Genomic DNA, 25,657 nt, shown 5'->3' on the forward strand with positions numbered 1-25,657 from the left:
CCGTCAACCAGGGATCTCCGTGCGCACGGCGTAGAGCTCGGGGAAGAACGTGAGCTCGAGGGCGCGGCGCAGGAAGGGCGCACCGCTCGATCCACCCGTGCCGGTCTTCGAGCCGATGATGCGCTCGACGGTCTTCAGGTGCCTGAACCGCCAGAGCTGGAAGTTGTCCTCGAGGTCGACGAGCTCCTCGCACGTCTCGTAGGCGGCCCAGTGCTCCTCGGGGTTCGCGTAGATCGCCGCGAACACGGGCACCAGCTCAGGCTGGAACGTCCACGCGAGGGTCACGTCCCGCTCCAGGATCGCCGCGGGGATCGGGTACCCGGCGCGGGCCAGCAGTCGCAGGAACTCGTCGTAGATGCTGGGCGAGTCGAGCGCGTGGCGCAGGATCGCGCTCGCCGCGGCATCCGACTCGAAGACCTGCATCATCTTCGCGTTCTTGTTGCCGAGCACGAACTCGACCGCGCGGTACTGGTAGGACTGGAACCCGCTCGCGTTGCCGAGCACGCCGCGGAACTGCCCGTACTCGGTGGGCGTGAGCGTCGCGAGCACCGACCACTGCTCGGTGAGGGTGCGCTGGATGTGCTTGACCCGGGCGACGCACTTGAGGGCCGGGGCGAGCTCGTCGGCCCGCAGCAGGTCGCGCGCGGTCTCGAGCTCGTGCAGCACGAGCTTCAGCCACAGCTCGGTGGTCTGGTGCTGGATGATGAACAGCAGCTCGTCGTGGTGCTCGGGCCGCGAGATCGGGCGCTGCGCCGAGAGCAGCGTGGGCAGGTCGAGGTACCCGCCGTAGCTCATGCGATCGCTGAAGTCGGTGACGACGGATGCCTCGATGCGGCGGGTGTTCGCCGCGACGGGCTGCTCGGGTTCGGCGTTCTCGGCGGATTCGGCCACGCAGCCAGCCTAGCCGCGCGCCTGCGCCCCGCTCGTTCCGGATGGGACGAGCGAGGCGCAGTGAGGGGTGGATGCGGGACGGATGCCGCAGCCGGGCGTCAGCGCGTCGTGCCGGCGCCGACACCTCCGCGGAGGACCAGCGCGATCACCGCGGCGACGACGGCGAGCCCGGCCGCGCCGAGGTACACGAGCGAGAACCCGCCGGCGAGGGCCGCCTCGGTCGTGGCGCCACCGGCGGCGAGCGACTCGGTGCGCGAGGCGGCGAGCGTGGCGAGCACCGCCATGCCCAGCGCGCCGCCCACCTGCTGGCTCGTGTTGACGAGTCCGCCGGCGAGTCCGGCCTCACCGCCCTCGACTCCGTGCACGGCGAGCTGCGTCGCGGTGACGAAGGCGCCGCCGAGTCCGATGCCGATGAGCAGGGTCGGGCCGAGCACGTGCACGAGGAAGACGGCGTCGGCCGGCGCGGCGGCGAGCCAGGCCAGCCCGCCCGCGAACACCAGCAGCGAGACGGCGAGGGTCGGGCGCACGCCGAACCGGGCGACGAGGGGCGGCACGGCCCCGGCGACGACCACGAGCGCGATCGCGAGCGGCAGCTGGGTGAGCCCGGCGCCGAGGGAGTCGAGGTGCATGACCTCCTGCAGGTACACGGAGAGGGCGAAGAAGAGCGCCACCATCGCGCCGCCGAGCAGGAGCATCACGACGTTGCCCGCGCTGACCGAGCGGTTCGCGAAGGTCGACAGCGGCAGGAGCGGCTCCGCCGTGCGTCGTTCGACGACCACGAAAGCGGCACCGAGCACGATCGCCGCGCCCAGCAGGCCGAGCACGACGGGGTTCGCGAAGCCGAGCTGCTCGGCGCTCGTGAGGCCTGCGACGAGGGCGACGAGCGCCCCGGTGACGGTCGCGGCGCCGGCGAGGTCGAGCCGCATGCCTGCGCCCGGCAGGTCGCGGCGGATGAGGAACGGGACGGCGACGAACACGATGACGCCCACCGGCAGGTTGACGAAGAACACGGCCTGCCAGCCGAAGGCAGCGGTGAGCACGCCGCCGAGCAGCACTCCGGCAGCGCTGCCGGCGCCGGCGACGGCGCCCCAGATGCCGAGCGCCCGGGCGCGGTCGCGGGTCGACGTGAAGAGGCGGGTGACGAGGGCGAGCGACGCCGGGGCGAGCAATGCGGCGGAGGCCCCCTGCAGTGCGCGGGCGGTGAGGAGCATCTCTCCAGACACCGCCAGGCCGGCGAGGGCGGATGCGCCGATGAACGATCCGGTGCCGATCAGGAAGATGCGGCGGTGCCCGAACCGGTCGGCCAGGCGGCCGCCGAAGAGGAGCAGGCTGCCGAACGGCAGCACGTAGGCCGTGATCACCCAGGCGAGCGCGCCCGGGCCGAGCCCGAGGTCGGCGCCGAGGGTGGGGATGGCGATGTTCACGATCGAGGCGTCGAGTACCACGAGGAACTGGGCGAGGGCGAGCGCGGCGAGCGCCCACCAGCGCCGGGAGGGCGGTGCGGAGGGTACGGCGGGCGCCGATCCGGTGGGCGTCGGAGCAGTGGAGACGGAGATGGGAGTCATGAGCGTGTTCCTCTTCTGCGCGGTCGCTGCCGCGCGGCGATAGTGTGAGTGAGTGGTCAGTCACCAAATTGGCCAAAAGCATCGCCGACCGAAGGCGGCCGGCGTCGAGGTCAGGGCACCAGGCCCGACGGTCTCACGAGTCGCCTCCTTCCGTGATCTCGGCGGGCGTGGTTGCGCCGAACTCGGGGTGACGGATTCCGAGCGCGAGCGTGCGAGCCCAGTGCTCGGGTGCGTCGTCGAGGTCGAGCGTCACGACGAGATGGCAGAGCTGCCCGAATGCGATGAAGCGCTGCACCGCGGCATCCGAGGCACCGGATCGCGTGGCGGCGAACTCGGTGACCCGGGCGTAGCCGCGGCGCAGGGCCGCGCCGATCTCGGGCACCTCGGCGGCCGACTGCGCGTGCACCTGGAGCATGAGGAGCGAGCGATCGGCGATGAGCTCGGCGTAGGCGAGGCCCATCGCATCGAGCACGCCCTCGGGAGTGTGGTCGGACGTCGCCTCTGCGCCGCGGCCGAGCGCGTCGACCACTTCGTCGAAGCAGGCGTCGAGCGCTCCGACGAAGAGCTGCTCCTTGCTCGGGAAGAGCTTGAAGACGTAGGCCGACGAGATGCCCGCCTCGCGCGCGACATCCGCCACGGTGGTGCCGCGGTAGCCCGTACGCGCGAACGCGGCCACGGCCGCACTCGTGACATGGGGGCGCCGTTCCTCGGCGGTGGAGAGCTTCGTTCGCATATGAGTGACTGTACACTCACTCTTCTCGGTGCGCAAGCACGTAGACCGACACGTGCGAGGTCGACTCCGCGGTGAAGCGCGACCCGGCCCAGTCTGCGTGCCGGGTCTCGAGTTCGAAACCGGCGAGACGCGCCATCAGGTCGAGCTCCGACGGCCAGATGTAGCGGTGCGGGCTGCGATCCAACCGGGCCTCGTGGCCCTCGCCGAAGTGGAAGTGGTGGGAGACGACGTGCTGCTCGAGCACGTCGATGGTGTCGAGGCCGATGTAGCCGGGCTCGATCGCGAACACCGAGGCGCCCTGTCCCGGCGGCAGCGTGCGCAACTGCGGCACCCAAAGCTCGATGACGAACCGGCCACCGGGCGACAGGTGGCGCGCCGCGTTCCGGAAGCACTCGACCTGCTCGTCCTGCGTCAACAGGTTCGAGATCGTGTTGAAGACGAGGTAGACGAGGGTGTGCTCGCCCGGTACGCGCACCGTCGTCATGTCGCCCTGCATCACGGGAACGGTGTCGTCGTCGGCCTTCTCGCGGAGCCGCTCGATCATCGCGGTGGAGAGCTCGATGCCGGCCACGTGGATGCCGCGCTCGGCGAGCGGGATCGCCACGCGACCCGTGCCGACCGCGAACTCCACGACCGTGCCGCCGTCGGCGAGCGCTGCGAGACGGTCGACCGTCGGATCGAGCACCTCGGGCGCGAACATGCCGACGCCCGGGGTGTCGTAGCGGCGCGCCGTGTCGGCATCCCAGATCTCGTCCTGGTCCATTCCGACATCATGCCAGCGCGCGGAGCGGGCGCGGCGGGCATCCCCGCCGGTCAGACCGGCCCATTGCCCGCCGCGCCGCATCCCTCTCCCCCAAGAGGAGCCGACTCCGAACCGCAAGGAAACGGAGTCGACTCTCCGAATGATAGCCCACCCAGGGCGTACAGTGAACTCGTGAACCCGACGGCGTCGCCGCGTCGCGACGCGCGACGCAACCACGAACGACTCCTCGCCGAGGCCCGGATCCTCTTCTCGGAGCGCGGCATCGACGCCCCGCTCGACGAACTGGCCACCCGGGCCGGCGTCGGCGCGGGCACCGTCTACCGGCACTTCCCCAACCGCGATGCCCTCATCCGCGAGCTCTACGACACGGCGATCGGCGAACTGCACGATTTCGCGCCCGAGATCCTCGGCGCCGAGACCGGATGGCGCTCGATCGAGCTCTGGCTCGAGCGGCTCGGCTCGTGGGTGGCCGAATCGCCGTACCTGCCTGGCGTGATGCGGCGCGTCGCCGAACTCGACCCCGGCCATCAGCCCGGCGCGGAGTTCGCCGACGTGATCGACGGGATCGTCGCACGGGCCAAGGCGGAGGGTGCGCTGCGCCCCGACGTCACCGCAGTCGACATCAGCGTGCTCGTCGACATGCTCGGATCGGTCGGCCAGTACGGCGGCGCCTACCTGCCCTACTGGCGCCGACAGCTCGCCGTGGTGCTCGACGGCCTGCGCGCGCGTCCCGATCTCACGCCGCTGCCGGGCGACGGCCAGGCGTTCGGCGAGTTCCACGACATGTCGCACGCGAAGGGTCCACGCTCGACGCCTCGCGAGTGACCCGCGGCCGGCACCGACGGACTCCCCGCCTGCGCCGACCGCCTCCTGCGCGTCGTGGCGGAAATACGGGGGCTCAGGCGCCGGATGCCGCGGCGGCGCGCACCTCGACGAGGTTCGCCCACGGGTCGTCGAAGGCGAGCACGCGACCGTCGTGGCGCACCGGGACGCCGTAGTGCGTCATCCGCTCGCCGAGCTCGCCGAGGTCGTCGCCGCCGGGGACGACGATCTCGACCTTGCCGAGCCCGAGCGCGAGGCCGCGTCGGCCGGCGCCGGCGCTGTTCCACGTGTTCATGGCCATGTGGTGGTGGTAGCCGCCGGCCGAGACGAAGAGCGCCGAGCCGCCCAGGCTCGCCGTCGTCTCGAATCCGAGCCGGTCGACGTAGAACTCGCGCGCGCTCGCGATGTCGCCGACCGAGAGGTGCACGTGCCCTACGACGGCGTCGCCGACGCCCAGGCCGGATGCCGCGGCATCCGCTGCCCCCTCGGTGAGGTGGTCGCGCAGATACGCGTTGGGGTCGAGGAAGATGGTGGCCATCTCGATCTGCCCGTGGGTCCAGCTCCACGTGGAGCGGTCGCGGTCGAAGTAGAGCTCGACGCCGTTGCCCTCGGGGTCGGTGAAGTAGAAGGCCTCGCTCACGAGGTGGTCGGCGCTGCCCGTGAAGGTGCCCGGGTACTTGGAGGCGACGGAGAAGATCGCGGTGGCGAGCGCCTCGCGGGTGTCGAAGAGGATCGCGGTGTGGAACAGGCCGGCCTCTCGCGGCGAAGCGTGCCGCAGCTCTGGCGCGTGCTGCAGGATCACCACCGGCGTGGTGCCCCGGCCGAGCACGGCGACGGGGCCGTCGTGGCTCAGGAGGTCGAGGGTCACGCCGTCGCGGTAGTAGCGGATCATGCCGTCGAGGTCGCCCACGCGCAGCGTCACGGCGCCCATCCCGGTGTCGGCCGCGAGGAGTCCGGCGTTCGGCGCCGCACCATTGGTTGTAGTCACAAGTAATTGTAACCCCGTCGCCGCCGAGCGTATTCCGATCGGAAACCGGCGCGTCCTTGCCGCCATGGGAGGGCCTCCATATGGTGGGAGCCATCACCAGCTCCCGGGGCGGTATCGGGGAGCGCTCGACGAGGGGAACCACCATGGGAATGGACAACCTGGCGCTGTACGTGGCCACCTACGACACGGCCGACGCAGCCACCGAGGACTACAAGTCGCTCAAGGCCGCCGAGTCGGCGTCCGACCTCGAGGTGGTGTCGTCGGTCGTGATGCATCGCGGCGAAGACGGCGGGGTCGAGGTCGACGAGCATGGCACGGGCCACGTCGCGAAGGGCGCGTGGATCGGCGGCGCCGCCGGACTCGTGCTCGGGCTCTTCGCCCCGCCGCTGCTGGCGGCGACCGCGATCGGTGCGGGCGTCGGCGCGATCGCCGGCAACATCGCGAAGAAGCGCGACGAGAAGCAGGTCGGCCTCGAGCTCGAGGAGTACCTGCCGAAGGGCTCCTCCGCCATCGTCGCCGTGATCGACGACCGCTATCTCGACCGTATCGACGCGGCCTTGGGCAAGGCCGTGAAGAACGTGAACAAGGCCATCGACCGCGACGACTACGAGCAGCTCGAGAAGGCGATCAACGAAGGCGGCGACAAGATCGCCAAGGCCATCGCCTCCTAGCTCCGACGGATGTCGTGCCGACGGCCTCGGTCGCCGGCACGACCCGCTCGCACTCCACGAGCCAGACGCCGTCCACCCGGCGCAGACCGAGCACCGTCTCGAAGTGCACCGCACGTCGCGGCCGGAACGGCGGCCCGGTGACGAGCACGTCCCGGCTGTGGCAGAACGCGAGGTCGCCGGCGACACTCACGGTCAGTTCGAGCACGCGATGGTCGATGGCATCGGGGAAGCGGCGGAACCAGGCGCGGATCCACGCGATCCGACGTGCCTCGTCGGCGAACGGGCTCAGGGGCGGTGCCACCCCGAAGGTCACCGCGTCGGGAGCGTAGCGCGACGCGAGGTACTCGGCGTCGCGCGATCGGATCGCCGCCGCGCGCTTGCTCACGAGCCACGCGACCTCCGCGGACTCCACGGCCGATTCGGTGAGCTGCGGCATCGCTCGCATCGCGCCTCCCCTGGCACCCGGATGGCGCCGTCACAGGGACGACGAACGGATGCCGCCGAGAACGACACCCATGCGATGCGTCACGGCAACGCGCGCTCAGCCGCGCGCGGTGAGGCGCTCGAGCAGCTCGCGGTAGCGGCCCGCCGTCTGCTCCACGATCTCGCGCGGGAGCGTCGGCGGCGCCTCGAACGCGGCCTGGTCCCAGTTGGCAGCGAGCCAGTCGCGCACGATCTGCTTGTCGAAGCTCGCCATGCGCTGCTCGGGCGTCGCGCCGGACTCGTACGCCGCCGCATCCCAGTACCGGCTCGAGTCGCTCGTGAGCACCTCGTCGGCCAGGGTCACGATGCCGGTGTCGCGGTCGGCGCCGAACTCGAACTTCGTGTCGGCGAGGATCAGCCCCCGCGCCTCGGCGACGGCCGACGCGCGCTCGAAGATCTCGATCGACAGCTCGCGCAGCTGCGCCGCGACGGTGTCGCCGACGATCTCGGCCGTGCGCTCGTACGAGATGTTCTCGTCGTGCGAACCCATCGGCGCCTTCCACGCCGGGGTGAAGAGCGGCTCGGGCAGGCGGTCGCCGTTCGAGAGTCCCTCGGGCAGCGGGATGCCGCCGATCGCGCCCGTCGCCTGGTACTCCTTCCACCCGCCGCCGGTGATGAAGCCGCGCACGACGCACTCGATGGGGAACATCTCGAGCGTGCGGCACAGCGTCGCCCGGTCGGCGACCTCGTCGGGGATCGCCGGCACCTGCAGGCGGTCGTCCTCGGCGTAGGCGAGGTGGTTGGGCACGTCGGGCAGCTGGTCGAACCACCACCGCGTGAGCGACGTGAGCATGGCGCCCTTGCCGGGGATGGCCGGCTCGAGCACCCGGTCGTAGGCGCTCACCCGGTCGCTCGCCACGACGAGCACCACCCGGGAGGTGCGCAGGGGGTCGCCGGTCCAGCTGTCGTCGTCGTCCATCGCGGCCGTCGGCACGTAGAGGTCGCGCACCTTGCCCGAGTAGACGTGGGTCCAGCCCGGCAGTTCCACCGCGTCGTCCATGGTGTTCGGCTCCTTCACTGGGCGGCGGACGCGGGGCCCGCCGCGGTCACTCCGCGACGCGCGCGGCGATGTCGGTGCGGTACTGGGCGCCCTCGAGGCGCAGATGGCCGAGCGCCTCGTAGGCGCGGCGGCGGGCCTCGGCGAAGTCCGAGCCGACGGCGACGACGTTGAGCACGCGGCCGCCGGTGGCGACGAGCGGTGCGGATCCGGCCTCGTCGGCAGCCCCGATCGCGGTGGCGGCGTGCGCCACGTGCACGCCCGCCACGGATGCCGCGGCGTCGAGTCCCTCGATCACGCGGCCGGTCTCGGGGGCCTCGGGATACCCCTCGCTCGCGAGCACGACCGTGACCGCGGCATCCGCCCGGAACTCGGGACGGGGCAGCTCGCCGAGCCCGCCCGTGGCCGCCGCGAACAGCAGGCCCGACAGCGGCGTCGCGAGACGCGGCAGCACGACCTGCGTCTCGGGGTCGCCGAAGCGGGCGTTGAACTCGATGACGCGGATGCCGCGGGGCGTGAGGATGAGGCCCGCGTAGAGCAACCCGATGAACGGGGTCTGCTCGGCGGCGAGCTGCTTCACGGTGGGCAGCGCGATGGTCTCGATGACCTCGTCGACGAAGGCCTGCTCGCTGCCGAAGTCGTTCGCCAGCCACGGCAGGGGCGAGTAGGCGCCCATGCCGCCCGTGTTCGGGCCCCGGTCGCCGTCGCGCAGGCGCTTGTAGTCCTGTGCGGGGGAGAGCGGCAGCACGTTGGTGCCGTCGGCGAGGAAGAACAGCGACACCTCCTGGCCGTCGAGGAACTCCTCGACGAGCACCGGGCCCTGCTGGAGGTAGTGGGTGGCGTGCGCGAGCGCGGCGTCGCGGTCGGTGGTGACGAGCACGCCCTTGCCGGCCGCGAGGCCGTCGGCCTTCACGACATAGGGCTCGCCGAACTCGTCGAGCGTCGCCTGCACGTCGGCGAGCGTGTCGGCGAGGCGGGCGCGGCCGGTCGGGACGCCCGCCGACTCCATGATGCGCTTCGCGAACGTCTTCGAGCCCTCGAGCGCCGCGGCCGCCTTGCCCGGACCGAACACGGCGATGCCGCGGGTGCGCAGCGCGTCGGCGACGCCCGCGACGAGCGGGGCCTCGGGCCCGATCACGACGAGCTCGATGTCGTTGTCGATCGCGTAGTCGGCGACGATGACGGGGTCGGTCGGGTCGAGTGCGATGGTGGTCACGCTGCCCCGGCCCGACGAGGTGGCGGATGCCGCGATGCCGGCGTTGCCCGGAGCGGCGATGAGCTCGTGACCGGCCTCCTCGTCGAGGAGCGCGAGGATGATGGCGTGCTCGCGCGCGCCCGAGCCGAGGACGAGGATTCTCACCGGTTCAGGCTACCCGATGGGACTCGGGCGCCTCGGGCCCTGGGCGCCCCGTGACAGCGCCGACGGACGGGTCGCCTGACGGTGCCGTGCGGGAGGATGGGGGCATGGCACGAGCACGGATCGACGACGACCTCGGACGCGCGGCACTGACCACGATGCTGGCGATCGCCGAGGCGAACGGCATCGACCAGGCCGACGGGCCTGCGCTCGCGGCATCCGTCGACCGCTCGACCCTCGCGCTCGTCGTGCGCTACACCCTGCAGCTGCTGGCCGAGCAGGCGCCCGGCGGCACGGTCGAGGTGCGCGTGCCGCCCTATGCGGCGGTGCAGTGCGTCGAGGGTCCGAAGCACACCCGGGGCACGCCTCCGAACGTGATCGAGACGGATGCCGGCACCTGGATCGCGCTCGCCAGGGGCACGCTCTCATGGGCCGACGCCAAGGCGTCGGGGCGGGTGCACGCCTCGGGGCAGCGGGCCGACCTGACGGGTCACCTCCCGGTGCTCTCGACGTAGCGGCACCGAGCGCGCCGCCGAGCGCCGGGCGGCGGGCGGGCCGAGCGGCATCCGCCGGATGGGACAATGGAGGGGTGAGCGACCCTCAGAACCTTCCGCAGCCGTACGAGCCCGAGCGCGACCCCGAGACCGGGGCTGCACCCGAGGCCGACGCTGCACCCGCGCGGCGCGTGGAGCACCTGGAGATCGACGAGCCCATCGAGACCGAGGTCACCGATGACGTCGTGACCGTGCGGCGCGCCCCCCGGTATGGACGGTTCATCACGCTCGGCGCCATCCTCGGCGCCGTGGTGGCGCTCATCCTCACGTTCGCCTTCTCGGGCCAACCGGTCGACGGGGCGGCAGGCCCCGGCTTCGACAAGGGCCAGGTGTTCGGCTTCCTGCTGCTCGGCTGCGCGGCGATCGGCGCGATGCTGGGCGCCCTGGTCGCCCTCGTGATCGACCGCGCCTCCGCCAGGAAGGCGAAGTCCGTCGCCGCGCTGCACGAGTCGACGTACCGCGCCGACGACTAGGCGCGCAGGCTGAGCACCCCGTCGGCGAACTCGCGCGGCGCCTCCTGCGGCAGGTCGTGGCCGATGCCGGGGAGCTCGCGGAACGCGTAGGCGCCCGTGAACTTCTCGCGGTCGGTCTCGCCGCCGGGACCGCCGACGCCGTCGGCGCCGCTCTCGAGCACGACGGTCGGCACCCCGATGGGCGGCTCGGTCGAGGCAGCCGCCTCGAGGTCGGCATAGCGCGGATCGCCCTCGGCGAGCCCGTACCGGTGCCGGTAGGAGTGGATCACGACGTCGACGAAGTCGGGGTTGTCGAGGCTCGGCGCGCTCGCGGCGAACGCCGCCGCCGCGCCGGCCCATTGGGGCGACCACGTCGTCCACAGCAGTTCGCAGAGCTCGCGCCGATACCGTTCGAGCCCGCGACGCCCGCGCTCGGAATGGAAGTAGTACTGGTACCAGTACGTGCGCTCCCACTCGGGCGGGGCCGGCTCCTGGCCGAAGCCCGCCCCGAACACGTTGTAGCCGCCGACCGTCACGAGACCGCCGACGCGGTCGGGATGCACGGCCGCGACGAGGCACGATGCGCGACCGCCCCAGTCGTAGCCGCCGACGATCGGCCGGTCGAGGCCGAGCCCCTCGATCAGGTCGAGCAGGTCCTGTGCGAGCGCCGCCTGCTCACCCGAGCGCATCGTCGCGGCATCCGTGAACCGCGTCGGGCCATAGCCGCGCAGGTAGGGCGCGATCACGCGCATGCCGGATGCCGCGAGCAGGCCGGCGACCTCGTCGTAGGCGCGCACGTCGTAGGGGAACCCGTGCGAGAGCACCGCGGCCGGCCCGTCGGGCGGACCCGCCTCCTCATAGGCGATCTCGAGCACCGGGGTGCGCACGCTGCCGCGGCGAGTGAATCCCATGCGGCCAGTGTGGCGCACGCCACCGACGTCGTGCTCGGCTCGGCCGCGCCCCGACGGGATGGCCGATGACACGCCGCCCGCGGCATCCGCTCAGCTGAGCTGGGTCTTCTCCACCCACTCGAGGTACTCCTCGGTGACCGTGCCGGTGACGTACTCGCCGGTGAAGCACGAGAGGTCGAGCTGGTCGATCGAGGTGCCCTGGGTGATCGCGGCCTGCAGGTCGGCGACCTCCTGGTAGATCATGTGGTCGGCGTTCAGCTCGCGGGCGATCTCGGGGATCTTGCGCCCGTGCGCGACGAGCTCCTGGCGGCTCGGCATGTTGATGCCGTAGACGTGCGGGTAGCGCACCGGGGGAGCGGCCGACGTGAAGGTGACCTTGTTGGCGCCGGCGGCGCGGGCCATCTCGACGATCTCCTTCGAGGTCGTGCCGCGCACGATCGAGTCGTCGACGATGAGGATGTTCTTGCCCTTGAACTCGGTGCCCATGGCGTTGAGCTTCTGGCGCACCGAGCGGCGGCGCTGCGCCTGCCCGGGCATGATGAACGTGCGGCCCACGTAGCGGTTCTTGTAGAACCCCTCGCGGTACTCGATGCCGAGCTTCTGGGCGACCTGCATCGCCGCGGGTCGCGACGAGTCGGGGATCGGCATGACGACGTCGATGTCGCCCTTGTCCATGTGGGTCTCGATGGTGGTCGCGAGCCGGTCGCCCATGCGCAGGCGCGCCTCGTACACCGAGATGCCGTTCATGACGGAGTCGGGGCGGGCGAGGTAGACGTACTCGAACGAGCACGGCACGAGGCGCGGGTTCTTCGCGCACTGCCGCGAGATCATGCGCCCGTCGAGGGTGATGAAGATCGCCTCGCCGGGGAGCACGTCGCGCACGATCTCGTAGTCGCCGTTCTCGAGCACGAGCGATTCGGAGGCGACGATCCACTCGTCCTTGCCGGCCTCGGTCACGCGCTTGCCGAGGATGAGCGGACGGATGCCGTAGGGGTCGCGGAACGCGAGCAGGCCGTAGCCCGCGATGAGCGAGATGACCGCGTAGGAGCCCTCGACGCGTTCGTGCACCTGCTCGACGGCGGCGAACACCTGGTCGGGGTCGAGGTCGAGCCCGGTGATCTGCCCCTGCAGCTCGGTCGCAAGCACGTTGAGGAGCATCTCGGTGTCGCTCGTGGAGTTCACGTGGCGGCGGTCGATGTTGAACAGGTCGCTCGAGAGCTCACGCGTGTTCGTGAGGTTGCCGTTGTGCACGAGGATGATGCCGTACGGCGCGTTCACGTAGAACGGCTGCGCCTCCTCCTCGCGCTCTGCCGCGCCCTTGGTCGTGTAGCGCACGTGGCCGAGGCCCATGTTGCCGAGCAGCGAGCGCATGTCGCGCGTGCGGAAGGCCTCACGCACCTGCCCGCGCTGCTTCGTCATGTGGAAGACCGGTCCGTCTGCGGTCGCGATGCCGGTGGAGTCCTGCCCCCGGTGCTGCAGCAGCAGGAGGCTGTCGTAGATCTGCTGGTTGACGGGCTCGGTGGAGACGATGCCGACGATGCCGCACATGCGAGCTAGGGCTCCTCGTGGGGGTGGGTTGAGCGTCCGAGCAGGACGATCCATCCTCCCACACGCGCGCGTGTGAGCCGCCTGAACGGCACCTCCTGCTCAGCTGAGCGGGTGCCGCTACCGGGCGTGACGCTCGACGAAGGCCCGCAGCATCCGGCTCGGATGCGACACCTCCGCCCGACGCACCGCGGCGAGCGTCGGCTCGAGCTCGTCGGCCGCGAAGTACCCGTGGTTCGCATAGGCGTGGATTCGCACGGTGATGGCCTCGACGTCGAGCTCGGGGTGGAACTGCGTCGCGTAGACGTTCGACCCGACCCGGAACATCTGCACCGGGCAGGTCGGCGACGACCCGAGCAGGGTCGCGGAGGCCGGCAGCGATCGGATCGCCTCCTTGTGCCCCACGAACGCGTTGAACGTCGGCGGCATCCCGGCGAGGATCGGGTCGGATGCCCCGGCGTCGGTCAGCGTGACCGGCACGACGCTGATCGGCTCGGCGTAGGTCCGGTCGATCGGCGCGCCCTGGTGCACGCCGAGGGTGCCCACGCCGTAGCAGGCCCCGAGGAAAGGGAAGTCCCGGGCCACGACCTCGTCGAGGAGCGCGTCGAACTCGGACTCGACCCGCCGCTGCACCGGCGACTTCCGCTCGGCAGGATCGGACGCGTTGAAGGGGCCGCCGCCGACGAAGATGCCCGAGAGCCCGTCCAGGTCGAGGTCGGGCATCGGCTCCGCCTCGAGCCGCACCCGGACCAGGTCGCGCTCGTCGAGGCCGGAGTGGCGGAGGAACAGCGCGTACTCCTCGTCGGCGGGCTGGTCCTCGGCGCGCGTCGCGAGGAGGACGAAGGGCTTCACACGCCCACGATATTCCCGAGGCCCGCGGCGCGGGGCCTCAGTACTCCGACGGCTTGGGCAGCACGGCCATCGTGCAGCGCGAGACGCACACCAGCTTGCCCGCGGCATCCGTGATCCTGATGTCCCACACCTGCGTGGTGCGGCCGCGCGAGATCGGCGTCGCCTCGCCGTAGACCCAGCCCTCGGCGACCGGGCGCACGTGGTTGGCGTTGATCTCCATGCCGACGCAGTAGCTCGTGGCCGGGTCGACGGTGAACGTCGAGCCCCAGCTCGCCAAGCTCTCGGCGAAGGCGACGGATGCCCCGCCGTGCAGCACCCCGCCCGGCTGCCGCGTGCGGCCGTCGACCGGCATCCGGCCCTTGAGCGAGCCATCGGTGAGTTCGGTCATCTCGATGCCGAGCTCGTTCAGGAGGGTGCCGTCGCGACGCGAGTTCGCCCAGTCGAGGGAGGGCTCGCCGAACCAGATGCTCATGCGATCGAGTCTGGCATGCGCTCCCGTCCACGGGTGCGCTGCGGCGCCTCGACGACCCGTAGCTGTGAGTGGGCCCGCTATGCCAGCTCGGCGATGATCGGGTGGATGGCGTCGTCGAACGCCGAGGCATCCGATCGCAGGGAGTCGGTGACCGCCACGGTCATCGCGCCGATCCACCAGACGCCCGGCTGCGTGAACGGCACCACCTCGACGTTGAGCTCGAAGGAGTGCGCCCGGCGCCCCACTTCACGCTCGTGCTCGGCGATCGTGCCGGCGTAGGCGCGGTAGGAGTCGCCACGGCGTGCGGCCGATGCGGTGCGGTACCCCTGATGCGCCCATTCGGCCCAGGCCCGCGCGGCCTCGGCGTGCGGCACGATCGCCGCGGCCAGGATCTCCGCTTCGGAGACGGGCAGCGCCACATCGGTGTCGTACGCCTCGACGAGTTCGAGCGGCACGGCCGACGGATGCGCCTCGGGCTCGACCGTCATCGCCCACCAGGCCCGCCACTGCCGTTCGAGCAGGTCGTGCTGGTCGATCTCGAGCCGGTCGCCGACTGCGCCGACGTCGCGGAGCCTCGGCAGCTCCACCGGCGACGCGATCGCGAGCACTTCGCGCAGGTAGAGGGCGAGGAGGACCGAGCGACTCGCGTTCTCGCGAATCACCCACGACGGAGTTCCGCCCGCGTGCATGGGTCCATTTTAGGGTGCGCTGTCCGCCAGGGCACGGATCGGCGCGCGGGCCGCGGGTACGCTTGACAGGTGACCTCGAACTCGTCCTACGCCGCCGCCGGAGTCGACACCCGGGCGGGCGATCTCGCCGTCGAGCTCATGAAGGAGGCCGTCGCCGCGACGCACGGCTCCAACGTTCTCGGCGGGGTCGGCGGTTTCGCCGGTCTCTTCGACCTCTCGTTCGCGAAGGACTACGCCCGGCCGCTGCTCGCGACCTCGACCGACGGCGTCGGCACGAAGATCGCGATCGCCCAGGCGCTCGACCGTCACGACACCATCGGGCAGGACCTCGTGGGCATGGTCGTCGACGACATCGTCGTGGTCGGGGCGAAGCCGCTGTTCATGACCGACTACATCGCCTGCGGCAAGGTCGTGCCCGAGCGCATCGCCGCGATCGTCACGGGCATCGCGAGGGCCTGCGCCGAGACGGGCACCGCGCTCGTCGGCGGCGAGACCGCCGAGCACCCCGGGCTCATGGGCGCCGACGACTACGACGTGGCCGGCGCCGCGGTCGGCGTGGTCGAGGCCGACCGGCTGCTCGGCGCCGAGCGCGTGCGCGACGGCGACGCGGTCATCGCGATCGCCTCGAGCGGCCTGCACTCCAACGGGTTCTCCCTGGTCCGGCACATCCTCGCGAACGCGGGGCTGTCGTACACGGATGCCGCCGCAGAGCTCGGCACGACGTGGGGCGAGGCGCTCCTCGAGCCGACGCGGCTCTACGCCGGGCCGCTCGTGCGCCTCCTCGAGCACGACCGGCTCGCGACATCCGTGCACTCGCTGTCGCACGTGACGGGCGGCGGCATCGCGGCGAACCTCGCCCGCGTGCTCCCTCGCGGCTCGTGGGTCGAGCTCGACCGGTCGACGTGGTCGCCGGCGCCCGTCTTCCGCGTGCTCAACGACCTCGCGGGCACGACGCTCGAGTCCACCGAGGGCACCTGGAACCTCGGCATCGGCTTCTTCGCCGTGGTCGCCGCGGAGGACGCCGCCGCCGTGATCGACGAGCTCGACGCGCTCGGCCTGCCCTCGTGGCAGGCGGGCACCGTCGCCATCGGCGATCGCGACCTCGACGGATTCGAGCAGGGCGCGAAGGGCGTCGACGGCGGCGCCGTGCGCCTCGTGGGCGCCTACCGGGACTGAGCCGATGCACGCGGCCGTCTCGATCGGGATCATCGGCACGACGAGTGCCGAGGTGGCCCGCGAGCTGGCCCCGCGCGTCGAGCGGCTCGGCTTCTCGGCGCTCTGGATCAACGACGTGCCCGGCGGCGACTCCCTCGACGGGCTCCGCGCGGCTGCATCCGTGACCGACACGCTCCGCCTCGCGACCGGTGTCATCCCACTCGACCGTCGGCCCGCCGACACGCTCGACCTGCGTGAACTGCCCGTGGCGCGCACGACCCTGGGGATCGGCTCGGGTCGGGCCGAGCATCCGGTTCGCCTGGTCAGCGAGGGTGTCCGGGCGTTGCGCGCGTCCACGACCGCGTCCATCGTCGTGGGTGCGCTCGGCCCGCGGATGCGCCGGCTGGCCGCCGAGCACGCCGACGGCGTGCTGCTCAACTGGCTCACGCCGGAGGCGGCGCGGGCGGCGGCCGAGGAAGCCCGCGCTGCGGCGAGCGCCGCCGATGCGCTCCGCCCGCGGGTCGTGCTCTACGTGCGCACGATCGCCGAGCAGCAGGCGCGGCCGGCGCTCGAGCAGGAGATCACCCGCTACGAGTCGGTGCCGTCGTACGCCGCGAACTTCGAACGCCTCGGCATCGCCGCGGCCGACGCGACGGTGACGGATGCCGCGGGGCTGGCCGCGTTCGACGTCGTCGACGAGCTCGTGCTACGGGCCATCACTCCGTCGAACTCGCTCGCCGAACTGGAGCGGTTCGTCGAGGAGACCGCGCGCTGGCGATTCCAGGCATGAGGCGTCCGCCCCGCGCGGTCCGCCTCGACCGGGTCACCGGGTCGTCGGATCGTCGATGGGCGGCAGGGTTGCGCAAGAAGCCGTCGTCAGCGCCAAGCGTTGAACATCGGTCGCGACTAGGCGCGCTGTTGCTCGTCTCCGGTGACGTAGGTGTCGTCGTCGTCGGCGGCGTACTCCGACCACTTCGACGCCTCTTCGTTGTATTCGTCATGCTGCGAACCCGTGAGTTCGCGCTCAAGCGCCGTGTAGTCGGTGTTCGGACTGAAGTACTTCAGCTCCCGAGCGACCTTGGTGTGCTTGGCTTTCTGACGGCCGCGCCCCATGCGTGACCCCCTTACGACATCTGGCCGGGTGGGATGGTCTTCACCCGGCGCGCTCTGATAGAAGAAATTCGTCCGGCTGCCAGTTTAGCACCGCGAATCGGGCCGGTCGGAGCCTTCCACAGCGAGTGTGCGCCGGCCGTATCCGCCGCGCCGCCATGGTGCGCGCATCCAGCAAGACATGCTGAGATTGTCACGTGATGACGAGCCCTGAACGCGTGAAGGTCGTGGTGATCGGAGCCGGTCAGGCCGGGCTCTCCGTCGCCTACTACCTGCGCCGTTTCGAGCTCGTCGCCGACGACGATTTCGTCATGCTCGACCGGGCTCCAGGGCCCGGCGGCGCATGGCAGCACCGCTGGTCGTCGCTCCGCCTCGGCACCGCGCACCGCGTCAACGACCTGCCCGGCATGGCCGAGCTCGGCGTCAGCTTCGACACCGCCGACCGCACGCTTCCGGCGAAGGAGGTCGTCGCCGACTACTACGGGCGGTTCGAGCAGCACTTCGACCTGCGGGTGCGTCGCCCCATGAACGTGCGCGCCGTCGCGAACGAGGGCGTCGACCTGCTCGTGCAGTACGAGGACCTCACCCCGCAGCCCGTCGAGGAGGCCAAGGCCAAGGGCCTCTTCGGCCGCCGGCGCAAGACGTTCGAGGAGCCTCCTGCCCCGTCGGCTCCGCAGCACCGGCTCGCGACGCAGTTCCTCGTGAACGCCACGGGCACCTGGGGCTCTCCATTCGTGCCGTACTACCCCGGCATGGCCGACTTCGCGGGCCGGCACCTGCACACCTCCGACTACGTCGACGCGGCGGACTTCCGCGGCCAGCACGTCGTCGTCGTCGGCGGCGGCACGTCGGCGATCGGTTTCATGCTCGAGCTCGAGGACGTCGCGGCCGGCCTCACCTGGGTCTCTCGGCGCCCGATCGACTGGCTCGATCGCCAGGAGCTCGACCTCGAGGGCGCCTCGGCCGCGGTCGCCCTGCAGGACGAGGCCGCCAGGTCGGGCCGCGCGCTTCCCTCGGTCGTCAGCGGCACCGGCGTGCCGAAGAGCCGCAGGATCGCGGCGGGGATCGAGCGGGGCCTGCTCGTCGCGCGGCCCATGTTCGATCGGATCGAACCCGATCGCGTGGTCTGGGACGGCGACGACGGCGGCATGGCGCGCGCCGATGCGATCATCTGGGCCACGGGCTTCCGGCCCGACCTGCGGCACCTGTCGCCGCTCAAGCTGCGCGAGAAGGCCGGCGGCATCACGGTCGGCCAGGGCGCCTCGTGGAACGACCCGCGCATCTTCCTCGCCGGGTACGGCCCGCAGGCCTCCACCATCGGCGCCAACCGGGCGGGCCGCATGATCGCCCGCCAGATCATGGCGATGCTCTAGCGAGCGGATGCCGCGGCGCTCAGCCCGACGAGCTCCCGCCGTCGCGCGCCCGCCGTCCGAACGTCCCGGCGGTGACCGTCGCGTACGACGCCGCCACGACCTGCTCCAGCACGTCGAGGTCGATCTTCGCGAGGTCCTTCACGTAGAGGCATCCGACGCCCGTGGTGTGCGGGCCGAGGCGCTCGAGCGCGTCGGAGTGGGCCGCGACGCCGTCGGGCAGGTAGATCGTCGTCGACGGCCCGCGCGGGGCGAAGGCCGCGGCGGCCGCATCGCCCTGCCGCCCGCTCTCGTAGTGGTAGTGGTACGTGCCGAACCCGATGATGCCGCGGTAGGCCATGCGGGCGGGCTCGCCGGTGACCCGCGACATGAGGTCGAGGAGGGTCTCGGCGTCGCGACGGCGCACGGGACGCTCGATCGTCTCGAGGAACACGCGCACGTCGTCGTCGACCACCATGGGCGGCAGCCTAGCGACCGCGCTTCGATCCTGTCGTGGTCGGATGCGGCGCTTCGGCGATCGGCCGGCGCGGCAGCGGGCGCACCGGCTCGCCGCGGCGATCCTGACCGGGCAGCGGGCGTGAACGGCGGCCGTAGATGAGGTCGGAGGAGTCGAGCAGCCACGGCACGAGCGCCACGGTGACGCCGTGCACCAGCAGCAGCTTCTGGCGGATGCGCCGCGCCTTGTGGTTGTGCAGGATGTTCTCCCACCAGTGGCCCACGATGAACTGCGGCATGTAGACGGTGACGACCTCGGAGCCGTGCTCGGCCCTGCGGTTCTTGATGTACTGGATGAGCGGATGGCTGAGGTCGCGGTACGGCGACGACAGGATGCGCAGCTTCACGTGGATGTTCTGCTTGACCCAGTCCTTCTTCAGGCGCTTCGTGGACTCGTCGTCGATCGACACGTGCACGGCCTCGAGGGAGTCATGGCGCGCCGCGATCGCGTAGTCGAGCGCCTTCAGGGTGGGCTTCTGCATGCGGCCGACGAGCACGATCGCGTGGTCGCCCGTCGCGCCGAACGTCGTGGTCGGGTCGACCTCGATCTCCTTCTCGACGTCGCGGTAGTACCGGTTCACGCCCATCATCAGGAAGAAGAGGATGGGCATCATCACGAACACGATCCACGCGCCGTGGGTGAACTTCGTGATGGTCACGACGATGAGCACGACCGCGGTCATGCCCGCGCCGATGGCGTTGATCACGAGGGCGCGCATCACGGCGCCCTGAGAGAGCGGCTTCGCATCGGCATCCGCCGAGGCTGCCGTTCGCCGCGGCTTCGCCTTCGACGACGGGTGCCGCCGCAGCGAGAGCTCGCGCAGCCAGTGCCGGACCATGCCGGTCTGCCCGAGCGTGAACGACACGAACACGCCGATGATGTAGAGCTGGATGAGCACCGTCAGGTTCGCCTGGAACACCACGAGGATGAACGAGGCCGCGAGCGCGAGGATCACCACGCCGTTCGAGTAGATGAGGCGGTCGCCGCGGGTCGAGAGCGACTTGGGCGCGTAGCCGTCCTGCGCGAGCACCGAGCCGAGCAGCGGGAACCCGTTGAACGCCGTGTTGGCCGCGAGGAGCAGCACGAGCGCGGTCGTCGCCTGGATCAGGTAGAAGAAGACGGAGTTGTCGCCGAAGGTGGCGCCCGCGACCTGCGCGATGAGGCTCTTCTGCGGCTCCGTGGCGCACTCCGTCCAGCCGATCAGGTTGCACGGGTTCTCGGCGTAGTGCACGTTCGAGATGAGCGCGAGCGCCGTGAGCCCCGCGAAGAGCACGATCGCGATGCCGCCCATGAGCACGAGGGTGCGCTGGGCGTTGCGGACCTTGGGACGGCGGAAGGCGGGCACGCCGTTCGAGATGGCCTCCACGCCCGTCAGCGCGGAGCATCCGCTCGCGAAGGAACGCAGCAGCAGCAGGATGATGCCCGCCTGCGTGAGCGACTCGGGGTCGACGCCGTAGATCGACGACTCGGCCACGGGCGGGTCGCCGAGCAGGGTGCGGGTGAGGCCCACCACGACCATGACGAACACGCTGCCGATGAAGAGGTAGGTCGGCACGGCGAAGGCCTTCGACGACTCGCTGACGCCGCGGAGGTTCACGGCGGCGAGCAGGATGACGAAGAGCACGGCCAGCTCGACCCGGAACCCGTTGAGCTCGGGGATCGCCGAGATGATGTTGTCGACGCCCGACGCGACGGACACGACGACGGTCATCACGTAGTCCACGAGCAGGGCGGATGCCACGACCAGGCCGGCCTTCTCGCCGAGATTGCGGTGCGCCACCTCGTAGTCGCCGCCGCCCGAGGGGTATGCCCGGATGAGCTGCCGGTACGACGCCACGACCGTCACGAGCAGCACCACCACGGCCAGGGCCACCCACGGCGCGAAGCTCAGGAAGGCGAGGCCGCCCACCATGAGGATCATCAGCAGCTCCTGCGGGGCGTACGCCACGGAGGACAGCGGGTCGCTCGCGAAGATCGGGAGCGCCAGGTGCTTCGGGAGCAGCTGCCCCTCGAGTTTCTCGGTCGGGAGGGGGTCGCCGATGATCCAGTTCTTCGGCGACTTCAGTTCTGCCGGCGGCTCGCCGACTTCATTCGTCACGGCGGACGACACTACACCCGCCGGGTCGAGAGTCAAGTCAGCCGGGTGGGGAGTCAGGTCAGGACGAGGAGGTACATGCCCGCCGCGGCGGCGAGCCCGAGGGTGAGGGTGACCACGACGTTGAGGATCGCGGCCCGCCAACGCCCGCCGTCGACGAGCTCGATGGTCTCGACCGTCCACGTGCTGAACGTCGTGAGGCCGCCGCAGAACCCCGTGACCAGCACGAGGCGCAGGTCGCCGTCGAGGGCCGCGCGCTCCGCGAGTCCGATCAGCGCGCCGGCGACGCCCGAGCCGACCACGTTCACGATGAGGATGCCGCCGGGCAGGTGTCCGGGCCGCACCGGCAGCGCCCGCGACAGCGCGTAGCGCAGCACAGCGCCCACGGCGCCCGCCACGAGCACGGAGACCACGACGAGCGGCGCGAGCGACGCGGTCACAGGGTCTCCCCGGCGTCGGTGATCTCGGTCGGCATGGGACGGTGGGCGATGAGCGAGCCGATGCGGAGGCCGGCCGCGGCGAGCCCGAGCCCGCCGATCACCGAGGCCAGCAGGTAGGCGACCGCGACCCCTGCGTCGCCTCCGGCGGTGAGCAGGAGGAGCGAGGCCATCACCGCCGACAGTGTGGTGAACGACCCGAGCACGCCCGACCCGAGGCCCGCCTTGAGCCAGAACGGCGTGGTCGGTCGGGTCCACACCCCGCCGACCAGCCAGCCGAGCGCGAACGCTCCGACCAGGTTGACGACGAGGGTCTCGATGGGGAACTCGCCGTCGGCATGCGGGAACGCGAGATCGCAGGCGAGGCGCAGGCCCGTGCCGACGAGGCCGCCGAGGGCGACGGCGAGGTAGGCGAGCACCCCTCGAGGCTACGCCGTGGCAGGGGCCAACTCGTAGACCCAGTCGTTCGTGTGCAGCACGTTGCCCGGCGTGACCTCGAAGTCCTTCTCACCGAGCAGCGTGAAGCCGGCTTTGCGGCACACCGCGTTGGAGGCGGCATTGTCGACGCGCGGATAGGCGTGCACCGGCAGCGTGTCTCCGTGCGCGCGGGCGACCTCGAGCATGGCGATCACCGCCGCGGGCGCGATGCCCTGCCCGCGGTACTCGGACTCGACCGACCAGCCCGATTCGAGCACCGGCTCGCCGTCTTCGTCGCGATGCCAGTAGCCCACGATGCCGACGCCCTCGGGGTGGCCGGGGATCATGATGCGGAACTGGAAGCCCGCGCCCTCGCGCCACAGCCGCAGGTAGCGCTCGTGACGGGCGATGACCTGCTCGTCGGCCTCGACGCCGCCCATCTGGTCCATGAGCTCGGGGGTGTTCGCCCGGCGCAGCAGGTCGAGGTCGTCGTCGGACCAGGGCTGCAGTGCGACATCCGTCATGCCCCAAGACAACCACCGACCCCCGACACCCGCAGGATGGCGGGTGTCGGGGGTCTCAGGCGGGGTCAGTGGTCGGTGAGGGTCGCCAGCACGTCGGCGCGCACCTCGGCGAGGCGGTCCCGCAGCAGCGTCACGGCCTCGGCCGACACGCGGCCGCCGTGGGCCCGGGTGCGCAGGTCGGTGCGCAGTTGCTGGCGGAACTCGTTGAGCACCAGGTCGGCCTCGTGCACGGCGCGGTTCGAGTCGGCGTGCGGGGCCGATGAGCCCGTGCCACCCGTGCCGCCGGTCGCACCGCCCGCTCCCGTGCCGCTGCCGGCCGGCGCGCTCGACGCGGCACGCTTCGCCTCGCGCGCAGCGCTGGCGAGTTCGGCACGCAGCGTGCGCATCGCGTCGTTCACCTCGGCGCGCACGCCGTCGGCGAGGCGGCGCACCGAGTCGGTGAGGTCGTCCTCGATGGCGTCGAGGTCGTGGCGGCGTGCCTCGAGCTCGGCTCGACCGGCATCCGTGATCTCGTAGACGGTCTTGCGGCCGTCCGTCGACTTCGTGACGAGTCCCTCCTCCTCGAGCTTGGAGAGGCGGGGATAGATGGTGCCGGCACTCGGGCTGTAGGTGCCCCCGAAGCGATCGGAGAGCGCCTGGATCAGCTCGTAGCCGTGCCGGGGCCGCTCGTCGAGCAGGGCGAGCAGATAGAGGCGCAGGTTGCCGTGGGCGAAGACGGGGGGAGTCATGCCGAGGCCCCGGCGTCGCCCGCGCCGGTGCCGGCTGCGGCATCCGCCGTGCCCGCCTTCGCCGACGCCTCGCGGCGCATGATCGAGATGTTGCCCGACACGCTGTTCGCGCCGAGCTCGAGCCAGCGGCCGGCGAGCTCGCCGACGGTGCGCTCGAAGCCCTTGCCGAGCATGCCCTTGATGGTGGAGTCGTCGAGCAGCACCGTGCCGCCGACCGTGTTGACGCGGTAGCGGGCGCCGGTGCCGGGCTCGAAGCGCACGGTGAGGTCGCCCGACACCGTGTTCGTGTCGATGCGGTGCGGCGTGCCCTCGGCATCGACGATCATGTTGCCCGAGACGGTGTCGGCGTTGAACGACACGATGTCGCCGGTCGCGACGATGTCGCCCGAGACCGAGTGCGCCGTGATGCGACCCGTGTGGTTGCCGGCCGAGACCTCGCCCGAGACGCTGGACAGCTCGACGTCGCCCTCGTGGTTGTCGATCACCAGGTCGCCCGACACGGTGTTGAACTTCGCGTCGGTCGCGAAGCCCGAGATGAGCGCGTCACCTGAGACGACGCCGAGCTTGATGGCGACGTGGCGCGGGGCGAGGATCGACACCTCCGCCTTCGCGCTGCCGACGAACCCCTTGAAGGCGTCGATGAAGTTGTCCCAGCGCAGCTGCGGGTGGTCGATCTCGAGCGAGTCGCCGTCGATCTGCACGAGCAGGTCCTTGCCGGTGACGCTCGAGATCTCGATGCGTGCGCCGGGCTCGTCGTGCGCGATGATGTCGACCTTGCCGCCGATGAGGCTCACCTTGAGCTTGCGCACGAGTTCCAGGTCGATGACCCGGGAGTCTCCGGGGGCGATGACCCACTTCTCGATGGCCATGGTGCTTCTCCCTCTGCGCCGAATCTGGATGCCGCGGCATCCGTCTCGTGCGCGTTCTCTATCGCGATATATCGCGTCTTGTCCTGCAACACGATATATCGCGTTTCCACCGACTGCAAGTGCGGCGGATGCCGCGTGCTTGACATTGACGCAGCGTCAACCTCTAGCGTGGCATCCATCGACAACGGGAGACGAGAGGAAGGGAGGAGGACGCATGGACTGGTCGATCCAGGAGATCGCGAAGCTCGCCGGCACCACGAGCCGCACGCTTCGCCACTACGACGACATCGGGTTGCTGCCGCCGAGCCGCGTCGGCGGCAACGGCTACCGCTACTACGACGATGCGGCGCTCGTACGACTGCAGCGCATCATGCTGCTGCGCGAGCTCGGCCTCGGCCTCCCCGCCATCGGCGAGGTGCTCGAGCGCGAGGAGCGCGCCCCGCACGCCCTGCGCAGCCATCTCGAATGGCTGCAGCAGGAACAGGACCGGCTGACGCGGCAGATCGCGTCGGTCGAACGCACCATCGGAGCATTGGAAGGAGGTGAACGACTCATGGCAGAGCAGATGTTCGACGGCTTCGACCACACCCGGTACAAGGAGGAGGTCGAGGAGCGTTGGGGCAAGGACGCGTACGCGAAGAGCGACGCGTGGTGGCGCTCGATGAGCGCCGACGAGAAGGCGGCATGGCAGCAGCGCCTGGCGCAGCTCGGCAGCGACTGGGTCTCGGCGCACGAACGGGGCGTCGACCCCGCCGGCGACGAGGCCCAGGCCCTCGCGCAGCGCCAGTTCGACTGGCTGCGCGGCATTCCGGGCACGCCCGGCGGCGGCGCGGCGGGACCGACGAAGGAGTACTTCGTCGGGCTCGCCGAGATGTACGTGGCCGACGAGCGCTTCGGCGCGAACTACGGCGGCCGGGCCGGCGCTGAGTTCGTGCGGGACGCGATGACCGTCTACGCCGACCGCAACCTGTAGCAGGCGGGCGTCATCGCCCCCGAGGTGTCCCGGCCTCGGGGGCGATCGCCGGTCAGGAGGTGGCGGATGCCGCCCGAGGGTGCCGAGCCACGCGTGCGGGCGCGGCGGGCATCGCGCTCGAACGACGGATCGCGAACAGCGGGATCGCGTACCCGCACAGCGGTCCGATCAGGACGGCGAACGCCACGGTGCCGATGCCGACGTCGCCGCCCAGGGCCCAGCCGATGGCCAGAACGATGACCTCGATGCCGGTGCGCACGATCCAGATGCGCCATCCGGTGACGCGGTGCAGGCCGGTCATCAGGCCGTCGCGGGGGCCGGGGCCGAAGTGCGCGCCGATGTAGAGGCCGGTCGCGATCGCGAGCACGACGATGCCCGCGCCGAGCAGGAGGATGCGCGCCCAGAGGTCGAGGCCCGACGGGATCAGCCAGAGGCCGAGGTCGGCGAACGGCCCGACGAGCAGCGCGTTCATGATCGTGCCGAATCCCGGCTTCTGCCGGATGGGAATCCACAGCAACAGGACGATGCCGCTCGTGATGACGGTGATGAGCCCGAAGTTGAGGCCGGTCTGCTTGGCGATGCCCTGCGTGAGCACGTCCCACGGGGCGACGCCGAGCTCGCCCCGCACGATGAGGGCGATGCCCATGCCGTAGAGGAACAGGCCCACGAAGAGCTGCACGAAGCGGCGGACGATCACGGGAGCGGGGTCGGTCGGACGGCGAAGCATGATGCAATCCA

At 71.1% G+C, this 25,657-nt stretch carries 30 protein-coding genes; 8 read left to right on the forward strand and 22 right to left on the reverse strand.

Annotation, left to right across the window (positions count from 1 at the left end; translation table 11 throughout):
• Positions 1-3 precede the first annotated feature (3 nt).
• From kynA to J2X63_RS09420, 4 genes are all read right to left on the reverse strand, one after another.
• A complete protein-coding gene (gene kynA, locus J2X63_RS09405) occupies positions 4-891 on the reverse strand; it encodes a tryptophan 2,3-dioxygenase (protein WP_309976405.1) in 888 nt (295 codons plus the stop codon).
• A 98-nt stretch (positions 892-989) separates the two neighbouring features.
• A complete protein-coding gene (locus J2X63_RS09410; protein WP_309976407.1) occupies positions 990-2,456 on the reverse strand; it encodes a DHA2 family efflux MFS transporter permease subunit in 1,467 nt (488 codons plus the stop codon).
• Positions 2,457-2,589: 133 nt separating this feature from the next.
• Positions 2,590-3,189 (reverse strand): TetR/AcrR family transcriptional regulator, encoded by a 600-nt coding sequence (locus J2X63_RS09415; RefSeq protein WP_309976409.1) that lies wholly within the window; start codon positions 3,187-3,189, stop codon positions 2,590-2,592.
• Between the two features lie 16 nt (positions 3,190-3,205).
• Positions 3,206-3,952 (reverse strand): class I SAM-dependent methyltransferase, encoded by a 747-nt coding sequence (locus J2X63_RS09420; protein WP_309976411.1) that lies wholly within the window; start codon positions 3,950-3,952, stop codon positions 3,206-3,208.
• A gap of 171 nt (positions 3,953-4,123) precedes the next feature.
• Here J2X63_RS09420 and J2X63_RS09425 point away from each other — a divergent pair, with 171 nt between their 5' ends.
• Positions 4,124-4,777: a TetR/AcrR family transcriptional regulator gene (locus J2X63_RS09425; RefSeq protein ID WP_309976413.1), complete on the forward strand. Its 654-nt coding sequence runs from the start codon at positions 4,124-4,126 to the stop codon at positions 4,775-4,777.
• A gap of 73 nt (positions 4,778-4,850) precedes the next feature.
• On the opposite strand, the gene J2X63_RS09430 is transcribed toward J2X63_RS09425, so the two are convergent.
• Positions 4,851-5,705 carry a VOC family protein gene (locus J2X63_RS09430; protein ID WP_309977886.1) on the reverse strand — a complete coding sequence of 285 codons (855 nt, stop codon included), beginning with the start codon at positions 5,703-5,705 and terminating at the stop codon, positions 4,851-4,853.
• A gap of 200 nt (positions 5,706-5,905) precedes the next feature.
• On the opposite strand from J2X63_RS09430, the gene J2X63_RS09435 reads away from it, so the two are divergent.
• Positions 5,906-6,433 (forward strand): DUF1269 domain-containing protein, encoded by a 528-nt coding sequence (locus J2X63_RS09435; RefSeq protein ID WP_309976415.1) that lies wholly within the window; start codon positions 5,906-5,908, stop codon positions 6,431-6,433.
• On the opposite strand, the gene J2X63_RS09440 is transcribed toward J2X63_RS09435, so the two are convergent.
• From J2X63_RS09440 to purD, 3 genes are all read right to left on the reverse strand, one after another.
• A complete protein-coding gene (locus J2X63_RS09440) occupies positions 6,390-6,869 on the reverse strand; it encodes a nuclear transport factor 2 family protein (RefSeq protein WP_309976418.1) in 480 nt (159 codons plus the stop codon). The two genes, J2X63_RS09435 and J2X63_RS09440, sit on opposite strands and share 44 nt — an antisense overlap.
• A gap of 105 nt (positions 6,870-6,974) precedes the next feature.
• Positions 6,975-7,916: a phosphoribosylaminoimidazolesuccinocarboxamide synthase gene (locus tag J2X63_RS09445; protein ID WP_309976420.1), complete on the reverse strand. Its 942-nt coding sequence runs from the start codon at positions 7,914-7,916 to the stop codon at positions 6,975-6,977.
• Positions 7,917-7,962: 46 nt separating this feature from the next.
• Positions 7,963-9,273, reverse strand: coding sequence for a phosphoribosylamine--glycine ligase (purD, locus tag J2X63_RS09450; RefSeq protein WP_309976422.1), 1,311 nt, complete (start codon positions 9,271-9,273; stop codon positions 7,963-7,965).
• 104 nt (positions 9,274-9,377) lie between these two features.
• Here purD and J2X63_RS09455 point away from each other — a divergent pair, with 104 nt between their 5' ends.
• A complete protein-coding gene (locus J2X63_RS09455; protein ID WP_309976424.1) occupies positions 9,378-9,785 on the forward strand; it encodes a sterol carrier family protein in 408 nt (135 codons plus the stop codon).
• Between the two features lie 74 nt (positions 9,786-9,859).
• The gene (locus J2X63_RS09460; protein ID WP_309976426.1) at positions 9,860-10,297 is read left to right on the forward strand and encodes a hypothetical protein; all 438 of its coding nucleotides are present in this window, start codon (positions 9,860-9,862) and stop codon (positions 10,295-10,297) included.
• Here the strand turns inward: J2X63_RS09460 and J2X63_RS09465 are convergent.
• From J2X63_RS09465 to J2X63_RS09485, 5 genes are all read right to left on the reverse strand, one after another.
• Positions 10,294-11,187 (reverse strand): alpha/beta hydrolase, encoded by an 894-nt coding sequence (locus J2X63_RS09465; RefSeq protein WP_309976428.1) that lies wholly within the window; start codon positions 11,185-11,187, stop codon positions 10,294-10,296. The two genes, J2X63_RS09460 and J2X63_RS09465, sit on opposite strands and share 4 nt — an antisense overlap.
• A 90-nt stretch (positions 11,188-11,277) precedes the next feature.
• On the reverse strand, positions 11,278-12,735 hold the full coding sequence (gene purF, locus J2X63_RS09470; protein ID WP_159601879.1) for an amidophosphoribosyltransferase: 1,458 nt from the start codon (positions 12,733-12,735) through the stop codon (positions 11,278-11,280).
• A 117-nt stretch (positions 12,736-12,852) separates the two neighbouring features.
• On the reverse strand, positions 12,853-13,584 hold the full coding sequence (locus tag J2X63_RS09475; RefSeq protein WP_309976432.1) for a glutamine amidotransferase: 732 nt from the start codon (positions 13,582-13,584) through the stop codon (positions 12,853-12,855).
• 37 nt (positions 13,585-13,621) lie between these two features.
• Positions 13,622-14,056: a hotdog fold thioesterase gene (locus tag J2X63_RS09480; RefSeq protein ID WP_309976435.1), complete on the reverse strand. Its 435-nt coding sequence runs from the start codon at positions 14,054-14,056 to the stop codon at positions 13,622-13,624.
• A 77-nt stretch (positions 14,057-14,133) separates the two neighbouring features.
• Positions 14,134-14,745: a zinc-binding alcohol dehydrogenase gene (locus tag J2X63_RS09485; protein ID WP_309976437.1), complete on the reverse strand. Its 612-nt coding sequence runs from the start codon at positions 14,743-14,745 to the stop codon at positions 14,134-14,136.
• Positions 14,746-14,814: 69 nt separating this feature from the next.
• On the opposite strand from J2X63_RS09485, the gene purM reads away from it, so the two are divergent.
• Positions 14,815-15,921 (forward strand): phosphoribosylformylglycinamidine cyclo-ligase, encoded by a 1,107-nt coding sequence (purM, locus tag J2X63_RS09490; RefSeq protein ID WP_309976439.1) that lies wholly within the window; start codon positions 14,815-14,817, stop codon positions 15,919-15,921.
• 4 nt (positions 15,922-15,925) lie between these two features.
• Positions 15,926-16,690: an LLM class flavin-dependent oxidoreductase gene (locus tag J2X63_RS09495; RefSeq protein WP_309976442.1), complete on the forward strand. Its 765-nt coding sequence runs from the start codon at positions 15,926-15,928 to the stop codon at positions 16,688-16,690.
• A 116-nt stretch (positions 16,691-16,806) separates the two neighbouring features.
• Here J2X63_RS09495 and J2X63_RS09500 read toward each other — a convergent pair whose 3' ends face one another.
• A complete protein-coding gene (locus tag J2X63_RS09500; RefSeq protein ID WP_159601863.1) occupies positions 16,807-17,013 on the reverse strand; it encodes a DUF3073 domain-containing protein in 207 nt (68 codons plus the stop codon).
• Between the two features lie 197 nt (positions 17,014-17,210).
• Here J2X63_RS09500 and J2X63_RS09505 point away from each other — a divergent pair, with 197 nt between their 5' ends.
• Entirely contained in the window at positions 17,211-18,383 is a 1,173-nt protein-coding gene (locus tag J2X63_RS09505) for an FAD-dependent oxidoreductase (protein ID WP_309976444.1), read from the forward strand.
• Between the two features lie 19 nt (positions 18,384-18,402).
• Here J2X63_RS09505 and J2X63_RS09510 read toward each other — a convergent pair whose 3' ends face one another.
• The 7 genes from J2X63_RS09510 to J2X63_RS09540 form a co-directional block, all read right to left on the reverse strand.
• The gene (locus J2X63_RS09510; protein WP_309976446.1) at positions 18,403-18,837 is read right to left on the reverse strand and encodes a DUF1801 domain-containing protein; all 435 of its coding nucleotides are present in this window, start codon (positions 18,835-18,837) and stop codon (positions 18,403-18,405) included.
• A gap of 10 nt (positions 18,838-18,847) precedes the next feature.
• A complete protein-coding gene (locus J2X63_RS09515) occupies positions 18,848-20,974 on the reverse strand; it encodes an APC family permease (protein ID WP_309976448.1) in 2,127 nt (708 codons plus the stop codon).
• Between the two features lie 53 nt (positions 20,975-21,027).
• Positions 21,028-21,411: a fluoride efflux transporter CrcB gene (crcB, locus tag J2X63_RS09520; RefSeq protein ID WP_309976450.1), complete on the reverse strand. Its 384-nt coding sequence runs from the start codon at positions 21,409-21,411 to the stop codon at positions 21,028-21,030.
• Positions 21,408-21,827 (reverse strand): CrcB family protein, encoded by a 420-nt coding sequence (locus J2X63_RS09525; RefSeq protein ID WP_309976452.1) that lies wholly within the window; start codon positions 21,825-21,827, stop codon positions 21,408-21,410. The genes crcB and J2X63_RS09525 overlap by 4 nt, the downstream gene beginning before the upstream one ends.
• A 9-nt stretch (positions 21,828-21,836) precedes the next feature.
• Complete coding sequence (locus J2X63_RS09530) at positions 21,837-22,349, reverse strand: GNAT family N-acetyltransferase (protein ID WP_309976454.1); 513 nt, start codon at positions 22,347-22,349, stop codon at positions 21,837-21,839.
• Positions 22,350-22,414: 65 nt separating this feature from the next.
• Positions 22,415-23,077, reverse strand: coding sequence for a PadR family transcriptional regulator (locus J2X63_RS09535; RefSeq protein WP_309976456.1), 663 nt, complete (start codon positions 23,075-23,077; stop codon positions 22,415-22,417).
• The gene (locus J2X63_RS09540; RefSeq protein ID WP_309976458.1) at positions 23,074-23,946 is read right to left on the reverse strand and encodes a DUF4097 family beta strand repeat-containing protein; all 873 of its coding nucleotides are present in this window, start codon (positions 23,944-23,946) and stop codon (positions 23,074-23,076) included. Before J2X63_RS09540 ends, J2X63_RS09535 begins: the two co-directional genes overlap by 4 nt.
• A gap of 214 nt (positions 23,947-24,160) precedes the next feature.
• On the opposite strand from J2X63_RS09540, the gene J2X63_RS09545 reads away from it, so the two are divergent.
• Entirely contained in the window at positions 24,161-24,919 is a 759-nt protein-coding gene (locus J2X63_RS09545; RefSeq protein ID WP_309976460.1) for a MerR family transcriptional regulator, read from the forward strand.
• A gap of 52 nt (positions 24,920-24,971) precedes the next feature.
• Here J2X63_RS09545 and J2X63_RS09550 read toward each other — a convergent pair whose 3' ends face one another.
• Positions 24,972-25,646 carry a hypothetical protein gene (locus J2X63_RS09550; RefSeq protein ID WP_309976462.1) on the reverse strand — a complete coding sequence of 225 codons (675 nt, stop codon included), beginning with the start codon at positions 25,644-25,646 and terminating at the stop codon, positions 24,972-24,974.
• Positions 25,647-25,657 lie beyond the last annotated feature (11 nt).

Origin of the sequence: Agromyces sp. 3263, assembly GCF_031456545.1 — a bacterium.
Taxonomy (GTDB): Bacteria; Actinomycetota; Actinomycetes; order Actinomycetales; family Microbacteriaceae; genus Agromyces.

Bases quoted from the DNA above. Each gene is read 5' to 3' on its own strand.
- J2X63_RS09455 (WP_309976424.1), top strand. From the start codon at position 9,378: ATGGCACGAGCACGGATCGACGACGACCTCGGACGCGCGGCACTGACC.
- J2X63_RS09435 (WP_309976415.1), top strand. From the start codon at position 5,906: ATGGGAATGGACAACCTGGCGCTGTACGTGGCCACCTACGACACGGCC.
- J2X63_RS09505 (WP_309976444.1), top strand. From the start codon at position 17,211: ATGACGAGCCCTGAACGCGTGAAGGTCGTGGTGATCGGAGCCGGTCAG.
- J2X63_RS09440 (WP_309976418.1), bottom strand. From the start codon at position 6,869: ATGCCGCAGCTCACCGAATCGGCCGTGGAGTCCGCGGAGGTCGCGTGG.
- J2X63_RS09480 (WP_309976435.1), bottom strand. From the start codon at position 14,056: ATGAGCATCTGGTTCGGCGAGCCCTCCCTCGACTGGGCGAACTCGCGT.
- J2X63_RS09540 (WP_309976458.1), bottom strand. From the start codon at position 23,946: ATGGCCATCGAGAAGTGGGTCATCGCCCCCGGAGACTCCCGGGTCATC.
- J2X63_RS09485 (WP_309976437.1), bottom strand. From the start codon at position 14,745: ATGCACGCGGGCGGAACTCCGTCGTGGGTGATTCGCGAGAACGCGAGT.
- J2X63_RS09430 (WP_309977886.1), bottom strand. From the start codon at position 5,705: ATGGGCGCCGTGACGCTGCGCGTGGGCGACCTCGACGGCATGATCCGC.
- J2X63_RS09465 (WP_309976428.1), bottom strand. From the start codon at position 11,187: ATGGGATTCACTCGCCGCGGCAGCGTGCGCACCCCGGTGCTCGAGATC.
- J2X63_RS09445 (WP_309976420.1), bottom strand. From the start codon at position 7,916: ATGGACGACGCGGTGGAACTGCCGGGCTGGACCCACGTCTACTCGGGC.
- J2X63_RS09530 (WP_309976454.1), bottom strand. From the start codon at position 22,349: ATGACGGATGTCGCACTGCAGCCCTGGTCCGACGACGACCTCGACCTG.
- J2X63_RS09545 (WP_309976460.1), top strand. From the start codon at position 24,161: ATGGACTGGTCGATCCAGGAGATCGCGAAGCTCGCCGGCACCACGAGC.
- J2X63_RS09510 (WP_309976446.1), bottom strand. From the start codon at position 18,837: ATGGTGGTCGACGACGACGTGCGCGTGTTCCTCGAGACGATCGAGCGT.
- J2X63_RS09550 (WP_309976462.1), bottom strand. From the start codon at position 25,646: ATGCTTCGCCGTCCGACCGACCCCGCTCCCGTGATCGTCCGCCGCTTC.
- J2X63_RS09420 (WP_309976411.1), bottom strand. From the start codon at position 3,952: ATGGACCAGGACGAGATCTGGGATGCCGACACGGCGCGCCGCTACGAC.
- purF (WP_159601879.1), bottom strand. From the start codon at position 12,735: ATGTGCGGCATCGTCGGCATCGTCTCCACCGAGCCCGTCAACCAGCAG.
- J2X63_RS09410 (WP_309976407.1), bottom strand. From the start codon at position 2,456: ATGACTCCCATCTCCGTCTCCACTGCTCCGACGCCCACCGGATCGGCG.
- J2X63_RS09535 (WP_309976456.1), bottom strand. From the start codon at position 23,077: ATGACTCCCCCCGTCTTCGCCCACGGCAACCTGCGCCTCTATCTGCTC.
- J2X63_RS09495 (WP_309976442.1), top strand. From the start codon at position 15,926: ATGCACGCGGCCGTCTCGATCGGGATCATCGGCACGACGAGTGCCGAG.
- J2X63_RS09415 (WP_309976409.1), bottom strand. From the start codon at position 3,189: ATGCGAACGAAGCTCTCCACCGCCGAGGAACGGCGCCCCCATGTCACG.
- J2X63_RS09500 (WP_159601863.1), bottom strand. From the start codon at position 17,013: ATGGGGCGCGGCCGTCAGAAAGCCAAGCACACCAAGGTCGCTCGGGAG.